The sequence below is a fragment of the Virgibacillus profundi genome (assembly GCF_002287375.1).
Lineage (GTDB): Bacteria > Bacillota > Bacilli > Bacillales > Amphibacillaceae > Virgibacillus_K > Virgibacillus_K profundi.
The window spans coordinates 26,420-38,870 of record NZ_NPOA01000004.1 but is presented as its reverse complement, the minus strand read 5'-3'; the positions used below and the strand labels follow the sequence as shown (position 1 = coordinate 38,870).

Genomic DNA, 12,451 nt, shown 5'->3' with positions numbered 1-12,451 from the left:
TTTAGAATCACGGTCGTTTTATTTTATGCAAATAAAATAATAAAGGAGGAAATGTCTTATGGCTCGTTATACTGGATCAGTATGGAAAAAATCCCGTCGGCTTGGCATTTCATTAACTGGAACTGGTAAGGAATTAGATAAACGCCCTTACGCTCCTGGTCAACATGGACCGAACTCAAGAAGAAAAATATCTGAATATGGTTTACAATTACAAGAGAAGCAAAAATTGCGCTTCATGTATGGTTTGACAGAACGTCAATTCCGTAACTTGTTTGATCAAGCTGGTAAAATGAAAGGTATTCATGGTGAGAACTTCATGATTTTACTTGATGCTCGCCTTGATAACCTTGTTTACCGCCTGGGACTTGCTCGTACTCGTGCACAAGCACGTCAGCTTGTAAACCATGGTCATGTCACAGTAGATGGTGGACGTGTTGATATTCCATCATACCGCGTAAAGCCAGGTCAAGTAGTTGGCTTGCGTGAAAAAGCGAAAAAATTGGATATCATCGAGGAAGCATTGGAAGTAAACAACTTTGTTCCCGAATATCTAACTTTTGACGCAGATAAAATGGAAGGTTCATTTACTCGCCTTCCGGAGCGCTCTGAGCTTCCAGCAGAAATCAATGAAGCTCTTATCGTTGAGTACTACTCAAGATAATAGACAAAAAACTGTTCACAATTTGTGAGCAGTTTTTTTATTATGGAAAAGGACAATCATCATTCATATCCTTTTCCATTATTTATCTATTTATTTGTAACTGATCAGTGAATACTTTTTCTTCCCGCGGCGAATAATTGTAAACTTTCCTTCAATGCGATCATCATCATTTACGGTATATTGCAGATCCTGTATTCTTTCTCCATTAATATATATTGCTCCATTTCCTACATCTTCCCTGGCTTGTCTTTTAGATGAAGAAATAGATGCATTTACTAACAGATCAATTAATCCAATATCCTCTTTGGCTGCTTGATATGTTGGAACATCTTTAAATCCCTGCTTGATATCACTTGCAGATAATTGCTTAAGATCACCACTAAACAGTGATGCCGAAATCTTTTGTGCCTGCTCGAGTGCTTCATCACTATGCACAACGCTTGTCATTTCTTCAGCTAATCGTTTTTGTGCTTTACGTTTTTCCGGCTGGTTTGTTATTTCATCCTGCAGTTGCTCTATCTCATTTTCAGGAAGGAATGTAAAGTAGCGGATAAACTTCATGACATCACGATCATCAGTATTGATCCAGAATTGGTAAAATTCATAAGGACTTGTTTTCTCCGGGTCCAGCCAAACAGCCCCACCTGCTGTTTTACCAAATTTCGTTCCGTCTGCTTTTGTAATTAAAGGAACTGTTAAACCATAAACTTTAATTTCCTCTTCTTCCTGCTCTCTTGAACGACGAATCAGTTCCATACCAGCAGTAATATTACCCCACTGATCACTGCCGCCAATTTGCAGTGTACAGTTTTCCTGTTCATATAATTTTAAGTAATCAAGTGATTGCAGAATCATGTAACTGAATTCCGTAAATGTAATTCCTTGTTCAATACGTGCAGATACCGATTCTTTTCCCAGCATATAATTTATGCCAAAATGCTTTCCTGCATCACGTAGAAAATCTATTATGTTCATGCTCGCTAACCAGTCATGATTATTTCTGGCTACAACCGGATTTTCCCCTTGATCAAACTCAAGCAACTTTGCAATCTGCTGTCTGATTTTTTCACTGTATTCTTTAACAACTTCCCCTTCATTTAATGAGCGTTCACTTGTGCGACCACTCGGGTCACCGATCATTCCTGTTCCTCCACCAACTAAAGCGATTGGTTTATGGCCTGCTTTTTGAAATCTTTTTAACATCGTTATCGGGAGTAAATGTCCGATATGTAAACTGTCTGCAGTTGGATCAAAACCGCAGTATAATGTAACCTGATTTGTTGATAAATGTTGCTCCAACCCTTCCCGATCTGTTGTTTGATGAATTAATCCACGAGTTTCCAAATCCTGTAAAATATCCATGCTTTTCACACTCCATCAGTTATTTTTTACAAATAAAAAAACTCCACCCTCATAATAAAAGGGACGAGTTTAACACGCGGTACCACCCTTGTTGCAAATCATTTGCCACTTGGGATTGTTAACGATGTCGCCACCGTTCTTTAGAAATACATCTAAAAAGAAATTGCTCCAGATTGTAATTCGCCTGCAAATATATACCGGTTCTCACCAACTCCGGCTCTCTTAGCTGAGTATGTTTACTCTTTCATTAAACAAACACTCAAATAGGGATTTGCAACACTACTAATTCCTTCATAGCTTAAAATATATTAGGTATGTTACATTCTTATCATATATTTAACGAAAAAGCAACAGACCGGTAAAATTTTTAATACAATCAAAAACAGACTTATGCTATAATAAAGGTGGAATTTTGGGAGGTTTAACGATGAAATTTAAGCAATTTTTCTATAAATACTGGAAGAAAACAAAAGGAATTTGGAAGACTGGTAAAGTGCAGCGATCATCCCGGATTACATATGACGTTTTTTGGAATGTAATTCTATTTTTCCTGGTAGTTGGCTTTATCGGCGCATTTTTCGCAGGGGGGATGGGAGCAGGATATTTTGCTTCCCTTGTAAAAGATGAACCTATCAGAAGCTATGAAGTTATGGCACAGGATATATATAATTATGAAGAAACTTCAAAATTATATTTTGCAGATAAAATATATTTTGGTGATGTACAATCAGAAATTTACCGGGAAGAAACTACTTTAGAAGAGATCTCTGACTCACTTATCAATGCCGTAATCGCAACAGAGGATGAGTATTTCGAGAAACATGAAGGGATTGTCCCAAAAGCAATTGTTCGTGCCATCCTGCAGGAAGCATTAAATGCGGATGTTAAGACAGGTGGAAGTACATTGACACAGCAGTTGATTAAAAATCAAATTCTGACAAACGAAGTATCATTTGAACGAAAGGCAAAAGAAATATTATTAGCACTACGTTTGGAACGCTTTTTTGATAAAGATGAAATATTAGCTGCCTATTTAAATATAGTTCCATACGGTCGTGATGCATCCGGAGGAAACATTGCAGGAATCCAGACGGCTGCTCAGGGGATTTTTGGAATTGATGCCAAAGATGTTAACCTGGCTCAAGCTGCATATCTGGCTGGACTTCCACAAAGCCCTTCTGCTTACACACCATTCGCAAATAACGGTGGATTAAAGGAAGAAGAAGGACTGCAACCTGGACTAAATAGAATGAAAACAGTATTAAACAGAATGTATGAGTCGGAATATATTTCAAAAGAGGAGTATGACGAAGCACTCAACTATGATTTAGTTGCAGACTTCATCGAGGGTTCCGCTTCACCTATCGAAAAGTATCCGGTTTTAACTTTTGAAGTACAGGACAGGGCAAAAGATAAAATCTTGAATTATTTAGCTGAAAAAGATGGTTATTCAAAAGAGGATCTTGAAAACAATGAAGAATTAAGAAATGAATATAATGCATTGGCTGAGAGAAGTTTACGTACAGAAGGCTATGAAATTCATTCAAGTATCGATAAAGAAATCTATGACGCATTTCAGGAAGTCGCAAAAAACTACCAGCACTATGGCCCTGACACTGTCACCAAATTGAAGACGGAAGATGGAGAGGTAGAGATTACCCAATCCGTCCAAGCTGCCAGTATGTTAATAGAAAATAGTACAGGCAGAATTATTAGCTTTTTTGGTGGTCGTGAGCGTAGTGGGAAAGATCATTTCAACTATGCAACACAAGCAGAAAGATCCAATGGTAGTACAATGAAGGCATTACTTGCATATCCACCGGCAATGGAAAAAGGTGCTGTCCAGCCTGGAACACCAATTGCAGATGTGAAGACTTCATGGGGCGGTTATACACCAGGGAACTTTGATTTACGTTTTCATGGACTCTTATCTGCTCGTGAAAATCTAGTGCATTCCTATAATATTCCAGCACTCAAAACATATTCAAAAGTAATGAATGATAACCCTAATCCTGTTGAACAATATATTGAAAAAATGGGAATAACTTCATTAGGTGAAAAAGAATATGCAAACCGGGCTCTCGCTATAGGTGGCACGAAGCATGGAATAACAATAGAAGAAAACACAAATGCTTTTACTACTTTCGCTAATAAAGGAAAATTCGTCGATGGCTATATGATCGAAAAAATCACTACAAATGATGGGGAAGTTATTTTTGAACAGAAAAGCAAACCTGTAGATGTATTTTCACCACAGACAAGTTATTTAACACTTGATATGATGCGTGATGTGATCAGCCGGGGCTCAGGAAATTATTTAAATTCACAATTGAAATACCGTAATGTGGACTGGGCAGGAAAAACGGGAACTTCACAAGACACATGGGACGTACATTTTGTTGGTACAAACCCAAATGTTACATTCGGATCATGGCTCGGCTATCAATTTCAGGACTCATTACAATGTGATTCCTGTGAGTTATACCATAGTCATAGAAATATCAAGCTATGGGCAGCGTTTGTAAATGCTGCAACAGATATACGCCCTGATTTAATGGCACCTTCAAATAGTTTTGAACGTCCAGAGGGAATTGTTTCCCGCAGCTATTGTGCGATTTCAGGTATGCTCCCATCAGAATTATGTGCACAAGCAGGATTGGTTCAAACTGATTTATTTAATGCTAAATTTGTACCGACCAAGACAGATGACAGTTTAATTAGAGGAAGCTTTGTCCTCGTCGATGGAAAAGCTGTGGTCGCTGGTCCAAACACCCCTGGTGAATTTGTCGAGGGAGATGGCCTTGCATTTAATCCGGAATTTTTGGAACGCATGGGTTATGATAGATTAAATAATATATCAGAGCTCTTCCCCCTTACAAATCGGGAAAAATGGGAAAAGATCGGTGTTCCCGGTGCTGATGTCGGAAATGCTGTTTCTGATGACGGCAAAGCTCCAAGTGTTCCCGGCAGCTTAAATAAATCCGGAAGTAATTTAACATGGAATAAGTCGGAAAGTACAGATGTTGTTGGTTATCGTATTTACCGGGCAACTAAAGCAGGAGGTAATTTCAGTAGGGTTGGCAGCACAACCTCCACAAGCTATTCCATTGGTGACAGTGATGCAGTTTATCATGTAAAAGCTGTTGACTACTTTGGACTTGAATCAGCAGCATCACAGGAAATAATTGTTGGTGATATTTCTGATCCAGAAGAAGAAACACCGGATACGGATACTGAAAAACCGGAAACCAATAACGACAATAAGGATAACGATAATAGCAAGGAAGATAATAGCAAAGAAGATAATAACAGCACCGAAGATCCGCCAGAAGATAGTGGCGGCAATAATGGCCATGACGACAGTGGCAACAAGGATAACGGGAACGGTTCAGAAAATGAAGATGGTAAAGACAAAGATGATTCAGGAAATGAAAATGGTGGTACTGATAACGGAGGAAACTAAAACGTATCATAACTACCACAATTAACTTTGAAGGGAGCCACCTCCCTTCTTTTTTATTGCTTATTTTCATTAAGACTAAAAATTCACACCATTATCCTGTATAATAGAATTATGAAAGCGCTAATATTTAAACAGGTGGTGAAATAATGGAACATATAAAGACTTATCATTCATTATCAAATGAAACACCTAATGGAACAATTGTTATCGAGGGGCCACTTAATTCGAAGGAACTGGAAAACTTTTACTTTCACGAACATTTAACAGCCTTTCGCCCCGCTGAAAAACAATTTAAGGCACTACTCGGGATCGCTGATTTCCCTGAGGGAAGAATTATCATCGCCAGAACAGAGGATACCATTATTGGTTATGTTACATATTTACATCCGGATCCGATGGAGAGATGGTCTGAATTTAAGATGAAGGACTTGATTGAATTAGGGGCAATTGAAGTAATCCCAAAATACCGTGGCGCAGGAGTAGCCTCCGGATTATTGAAGCTATCCATGATGGATGATTTCATGGAAAATTACATTGTTATTTCTACAGAATATTACTGGCATTGGGATTTGGACAGAACTAGATTAAGTGTTTGGGATTACCGTAAAGTCATGGAAAAAATGATGGCTGCAGGTGGGCTTTTGCCTGCCCCAACAGATGATCCCGAAATCATTTCACATCCGGCTAATTGTTTAATGGTACGTATTGGGAAAAATGTTTCTGAAGAATCGATCAAACAATTTGATAAATTAAGATTCTTAGGACGACATCAAAATCGGAAAATGCGGGAGGGATACTAAATGTTAGTTGAAGAAATTATGAAGACAGATGTTATTACATTACCACCTACTGCAACTATTTATGAGGCATTACAGTTGCTTCAAAAGCATCGAATTAGACATATTCCAATTGTAGATGAGGAGCAGCATATTATCGGTATCGTTTCTGATCGTGATGTACGTGATGCGAGTCCATCCAGTTTTATAAAAAATTCAGATCATAGCGAGCTGCAAAATAAAATCAGGTCCATCATGACTCATCCGGTTGTAACCATACATCCATTGGATTTTGTTGAGGAAATAGCCCGTATCTTTTATGATGAAGAGTTCGCCTGCCTTCCTGTTGTGAGAGATAATAAACTTACTGGTATTGTAACGGAGAAGGATATGCTGTATAAGTTAATCCAATTGACTGGAACACATGTACAAAGCTCTCATATAGAAGTAAAAGTTCCACACAAGCCCGGGATTCTCCCGGAAGTAGCTTCCGTTTTCGGTAAGCGAAAAACAAATATCGTATCCGTTCTGGTTTATCCATATAATGATGACCCGAGTTATAAAATTCTTGTCTTTCGTATTCAAACAATGAATCCACTGCCTATTGTTCAGGATTTACGAGATGCCGGCTATGAGTTAATGTGGCCGAATAATATACCGGAGCCAAAATTATGACTAACATTGCTAGCTTTGTTTATTCTGATTCCTTCTTGAACTATCGTTTCAATGAAGAACATCCTTTTAACCAACAAAGGGTCGTGATGGCAAAGGAATTACTGGAAGAGTCGAATACACTATCTAAACAGGAAATAATCGCACCACGCAAGGCTACTGAAGTAGAACTTGCCCTTTTCCATGATAGTGCATACATCGAGGCGGTGAAAAAAGCGAGTAATGGAAAGCTTGAAGAAAACGAGGGAATAGAATATGGATTAGGCACGGAGGACACCCCAACTTTTGAAAACATGCATGAAGCAGCAAGCTATCTTGTTGGCGGAACATTAACCGCTATCGATACGGTCTTAAAAGGTAATAGCGAGCATGCATTAAATTTGGGTGGCGGTCTACATCATGGCTTTAAACGTAAAGCAGCAGGATTTTGTATATACAATGATGGGGCAGTGGCAATAAAATATATTCGCAGAAAATATAATTTAAGGGTCTTATATATTGATACGGATGCACATCATGGTGATGGTGTGCAATGGGCATTTTATGATGATCCAAATGTTTGTACAGTATCAATTCATGAAACTGGCAGATATCTTTTTCCTGGAACAGGTAATGTTAATGAACGCGGAATAAAAGAAGGCCATGGGTATTCCTTTAATTTTCCGATCGATGCCTTCACAGAGGATGAGTCTTTCCTGCAAGTCTATGAATCTGCTATAAGGGAAATTGCTGCATATTTCAAACCGGATGTAATTCTCACACAGAATGGTGCTGATGCACATTGTTATGATCCTTTAACTCATTTGTGTGCAACAATGGAAATCTATGAAAAGATACCTCTACTCGCACATGAAATAGCACATGAGTACTGCAATGGCAAATGGATCGCATTAGGTGGCGGCGGTTATGATATATGGCGTGTCGTACCACGGGCATGGGCACAAATTTGGAATGTAATGAAATCAGGGGAACCCCAGCATGGGCAAATCCCAGAAAGTTGGTTAACTAAATGGCAAAAGGAAGCTCCTGTAAAGCTTCCAGCATTTTGGCATGATGATAAAAGTATCGTACCCAATATACCAAGGAAATCAGACATCACTGAAAAAAATGAAAAAATATTAATCAATACACTTAAATATACGAAAAATAATATATGATGAACCGGTCGGGGTTGCACGCGTGCGTTTGTTTAGCAAGTGCGGGGAGAATGGCCGTATGCAGGTATTTGGGATGGAAGTTGAGAGATACAATGGCAAAGTTGAGAGACACAGCGTGAGAGTTGAGAGATAAAGCAGCAAAGTTGAGAGATACTGGGAAAAAGTCGAGAGAAACCAGGGAATATGCAATTATCTCTCAACTTTATAGGCTTCTCTCTCAACTAATCGCACACTTCTCTCAACTTCATAAGCTCCTCTCTCAACTTTATAAGTCTTTCTCTCAACTAATTCCATCCTTCTCTCAACTTTAGCTGTATTCAGCAAAAATACTAACAAAATTCAAATTTTTTTACCACTAAGAAAGCAGGGAAATGATTTATGCAAATCACCGTCCCTGCTTTCTTATTCTTCCGTTTCCTCTGTGTTTTCCAATACGACAATCTCGACTCGTCTATTTTGGCTCATGTTACCTGGATTTGTATTAGGAACCAAAGGTCTTGTATCACTGTAGCCAACAATTGTAAACCTTGATTCATCAAAATCATTTTCACTGATTAAATAACGGACTACACTGCCTGCTCTTGCGCCGGAGAGCTCCCAGTTTGATGGAAATTTATATGTAGACATTGGGCGGCTATCTGTATGACCTTCAACCTTTACCTTATTTGGAATATCTGATAATAAACTTCCGACTTTACTTAGAAATGGTTCTCCGGATGGTAGTAATTCTGCCTTTCCAGGCTCAAATAAAATAAGCTCCTGTAATACTAAAACGACACCGCGTTCTGTTCTGCTGGCAGAAATCACATTATTCAATCCATTTTCATCCAAATAACTTTCAACATCATCCATTAAGTTATTTAATGAATCCTTTTCATCCCGATCATTTATATCATCCAACTGTGTAGGTGTTTCGAATTCATTTGAATTTTTCCCACTTTCCATATGACTGGTACTTTCCGTTGGATTTTCCATTGGAACCGGCGATGGGAAAAAATCAAATATCATTCTATTTTTAAAGGATTCAGATACAGCATCAAACTTCACTAAATCAATTTGGGACATGGAGAATAGTAAAATAAAAAAAACCAGGATAAGTGTAACCATATCGGAGTACGTTACCATCCATTTAGGTGCACCACCGCTCTTAGACCTTTTTATTTCCCTACGCTTCATTTACGCTCTCCTCCATGAAACCTGTTGCATCTTCCGGATCTTGTTTAACTTTTGTTTCATTGGAAAGAAAGGCACTTAATTTCTCTTCAAGTATCCGTGGATTCTGTCCGGACTGTACGCCAATTACACCTTCTATTATAATTTGTTTCGTAAATACTTCTTCTTCTGTCTTATTTTCCAATTTATTAGCCATTGGAACAAAAACTAAATTCGAAAGTACTGTTCCATATAAGGTTGTCAGTAATGCAACAGCCATACTTGGTCCAAGTGTTGCAGGATCCTGCAGGTTGTTTAACATCAGCACCAATCCAACCAATGTACCAATCATTCCCCATGCAGGTGCATATTCTCCCGCCTTTTCAATTAAAGATCGGCCTTTGTAATGACGATCCTCGATTGCGGTTATTTCTGCATTCATAATGTCATTAATTACTTCAGGTTCAATGCCATCCACTGCCAGTAGAATACCTTTTCGAATAAAAGGATCATCAACCTCATCCAATTCGTTTTCAAGTGCAAGTATTCCTTCTCTCCTTGCACGTTCTGACAGACGAATAAATAAACCGATCAGCTCGGGAAGTTTAAGATCATTTTTATTAAATGCTTCACGCAATATTTTATTTGTTAATTTAATTTGATCCATTTTAAAGGCAATTAACATGGATGCTATTAAACCGCCAATCACAATAAAAATGGATGAAATATCTAAAAACAGACCAGCTCCTTCACTTCCACCCTTAGACATAATTGCCGCCATAATCATAACAAAACCTAACGTAATACCGATAGGGGTCAATAAATCTTTTTTTCTCATAATCCCTCTCCCCAAACTGGTTGAATATAGTTATATCTTATATCGGCATTATATTTATTTTGTTGAGTTTCTTTTTTCAATTCGATGCGGCAAAATAACTTTTTGTTCTTCAACTTCTTCTTTATTCATAAATTTGGTTAATAAACGCATGGCAACAGCGCCAATATCATACATCGGCTGAACGACTGTGGACAATGTCGGCCGTACCATTGTAGCTAGTCTTGTATTATCAAACCCACATACTTCTATATCATCAGGTACACGATAGCCTTTATCCTGTGCCCCATGGATAACACCTAGCGCCATTTCATCAGAGGCAACAAATACGGCGGTTGGCTTTTTTTCCATTTCCAAAATTTGATTAATCGCTTCTATACCGGAATCATACGAATAATCACCCTTTAAAATCAGATCTTCATTGATAGAAATAGACGATTCCTTCATTGCACGTAAATAACCGTCAAATTTAAGTTGATTTATGTGAGAGTCTTCCTGCCCAGAGATAAATGCAGTAGTTGTGTTTCCTTTATCAATTAAATATTTCGTTGCTTCATATGCTGCTTGTCCATAGTCAATATTAACGGATGGAATAGCATTGTTTTCATCATATGTTGCTGCAAGAACTACCGGAACGGATGAGGTTTTAAACTGTTTCACATGTTCATCTGTTATGGTTCCACCCATAAAAATAATTCCATCCACTTGTTTTTCCAGCATTGTATTTATTAATTGTAATTCCTTATCTTTATTTTGATCGGAATTACTCAAAATCATATTATATTTATACATTGTGGCTATATCTTCTATTCCTCTAGCCAATTCCGCAAAGAAAATACTGGAGATATCCGGAATAATCGCACCAACTGTTGTTGTCTTTTTGCTTGCCAGTCCTCTGGCTACGGCATTTGGTCGGTAACCAAGACGTTCAATCGTTGCCAGTACTTTTTTTCGCGTTGTTGGTTTAACGTTCGGATTTCCATTAACGACACGTGAAACGGTGGCCATGGATACGTTTGCTTCTCTTGCTACATCATATATTGTTATGTTCATTTTAATACTTCCTCCTAAAAATCCTTAAATAATACCTAATCACTACTATTTTCTTTATCATACTCCACTATGTAATAAATTACAAAAAATTTATAGGCTGATGCGTCACCTGGACGCATCAGCCTATAAGAAATTATTACTCGTATTAATGAAGTTTTATTTCAAGCGTCTTACCAGATCTTCTAATTCATCCATAAATTCGTTGAACATAGGTATGTCCATTTGTTGAGCTGAGTCTGAAAGTGCGACTGCAGGATCTGGATGAACTTCAGACATAATCCCATCTGCACCAATCGCTATTGCTGCTTTAGCAGTTGGAAGCAGTAAATCTCTTCTACCTGTTGAATGTGTTACATCTACCATAACCGGTAAATGGGTTTCCTGTTTTAATATAGGCACTGCGGAAATATCCAATGTATTTCTGGTAGCTTTTTCATATGTACGGATTCCACGTTCACATAAAATAATATTTCCATTACCTCTGGAGTTAATATATTCTGCTGCATTGATGAATTCAGCGATGGTTGCTGACAAGCCACGTTTTAATAGTACAGGTTTGTTAACGTCCCCTGCTGCTTTTAACAATTCAAAGTTTTGCATGTTTCGTGCACCAATTTGAATAACATCAACGTAATCCAATGCTTCTTCAATATGTGCCGGATTTACAATCTCACTGACGACTGCTAAACCATATTCATCTGCAGCACGCTTTAATATTTGCAAGCCTTCTATTCCAAGGCCCTGGAAGTCGTATGGAGATGTTCTTGGTTTAAATGCCCCACCGCGTAATAGCTTAAGACCTCTGCCTTTAATTGTCTCAGCTACTTCAGCTACCTGATCATAACCTTCAACAGCACATGGTCCCATGATGAAGTGTGTATTTCCATCACCAATTTTTGCACCTTTAATGTCAATGACTGTATCTTCCGGTTTCTTTTTCCTTGAAACAAGTAATGCTTTTCGGTGATCATCTTCCTGTAACTCCAGACTTGCTTTAAATACTTCTTTAAAAATATGCTCAATCGTTGCGTTTTCAAACGGACCACTATTATTATCTGTTATATGGTCTAACATCGTTCTCTCGCGTACAGGGTCAAATCTTTTAATACTTTGCTTATTTTTTATTTGACCTATTTGCTGAACAATCTCTGCACGACGATTAATTAATTCAAGTATCTCCAGATTAACATCATCCATTTGTACCCTTAGTTGATCCATTTCATTCTGACTCATTTTAAAACGCCTCCTGAACATATTATTTTTAATAATTAGAAACAAGTATAACGAATAATTGTTCCTTTGTCATTAAAAAGTTTATAA

General features: G+C 37.9%; 10 protein-coding genes. 5 read left to right on the top strand and 5 right to left on the bottom strand.

Annotated elements, in window-relative coordinates:
- Positions 1-58 precede the first annotated feature (58 nt).
- Positions 59-661 (top strand): 30S ribosomal protein S4, encoded by a 603-nt coding sequence (gene rpsD, locus CIL05_RS06645; protein ID WP_095654738.1) that lies wholly within the window; start codon positions 59-61, stop codon positions 659-661.
- A gap of 90 nt (positions 662-751) precedes the next feature.
- On the opposite strand, the gene tyrS is transcribed toward rpsD, so the two are convergent.
- The gene (gene tyrS, locus CIL05_RS06640; protein ID WP_095654737.1) at positions 752-2,023 is read right to left on the bottom strand and encodes a tyrosine--tRNA ligase; all 1,272 of its coding nucleotides are present in this window, start codon (positions 2,021-2,023) and stop codon (positions 752-754) included.
- Positions 2,024-2,450: 427 nt separating this feature from the next.
- Here tyrS and CIL05_RS06635 point away from each other — a divergent pair, with 427 nt between their 5' ends.
- The 4 genes from CIL05_RS06635 to CIL05_RS06620 all read left to right on the top strand — a co-directional run bounded on the left by CIL05_RS06635 (position 2,451) and on the right by CIL05_RS06620 (position 8,091).
- The gene (locus tag CIL05_RS06635) at positions 2,451-5,486 is read left to right on the top strand and encodes a transglycosylase domain-containing protein (RefSeq protein ID WP_095654736.1); all 3,036 of its coding nucleotides are present in this window, start codon (positions 2,451-2,453) and stop codon (positions 5,484-5,486) included.
- 146 nt (positions 5,487-5,632) lie between these two features.
- Positions 5,633-6,286, top strand: a complete 654-nt coding sequence (locus CIL05_RS06630; protein WP_095654735.1) for a GNAT family N-acetyltransferase — start codon at positions 5,633-5,635, stop codon at positions 6,284-6,286.
- On the top strand, positions 6,287-6,937 hold the full coding sequence (locus CIL05_RS06625; RefSeq protein WP_095654734.1) for an acetoin utilization AcuB family protein: 651 nt from the start codon (positions 6,287-6,289) through the stop codon (positions 6,935-6,937).
- Positions 6,934-8,091, top strand: a complete 1,158-nt coding sequence (locus CIL05_RS06620; protein WP_095654733.1) for an acetoin utilization protein AcuC — start codon at positions 6,934-6,936, stop codon at positions 8,089-8,091. Before CIL05_RS06625 ends, CIL05_RS06620 begins: the two co-directional genes overlap by 4 nt.
- Before the next feature lie 402 nt (positions 8,092-8,493).
- Here CIL05_RS06620 and motS read toward each other — a convergent pair whose 3' ends face one another.
- The 4 genes from motS to CIL05_RS06600 all read right to left on the bottom strand — a co-directional run bounded on the left by motS (position 8,494) and on the right by CIL05_RS06600 (position 12,364).
- A complete protein-coding gene (gene motS, locus CIL05_RS06615) occupies positions 8,494-9,267 on the bottom strand; it encodes a flagellar motor protein MotS (protein ID WP_095654732.1) in 774 nt (257 codons plus the stop codon).
- The gene (motP, locus tag CIL05_RS06610) at positions 9,257-10,081 is read right to left on the bottom strand and encodes a flagellar motor protein MotP (protein WP_095654731.1); all 825 of its coding nucleotides are present in this window, start codon (positions 10,079-10,081) and stop codon (positions 9,257-9,259) included. The genes motS and motP overlap by 11 nt, the downstream gene beginning before the upstream one ends.
- A gap of 54 nt (positions 10,082-10,135) precedes the next feature.
- Positions 10,136-11,131: a catabolite control protein A gene (gene ccpA / locus CIL05_RS06605; protein WP_095654730.1), complete on the bottom strand. Its 996-nt coding sequence runs from the start codon at positions 11,129-11,131 to the stop codon at positions 10,136-10,138.
- 156 nt (positions 11,132-11,287) lie between these two features.
- Positions 11,288-12,364 (bottom strand): bifunctional 3-deoxy-7-phosphoheptulonate synthase/chorismate mutase, encoded by a 1,077-nt coding sequence (locus CIL05_RS06600; protein ID WP_095654729.1) that lies wholly within the window; start codon positions 12,362-12,364, stop codon positions 11,288-11,290.
- Between the last annotated feature and the right edge of the window lie 87 nt (positions 12,365-12,451).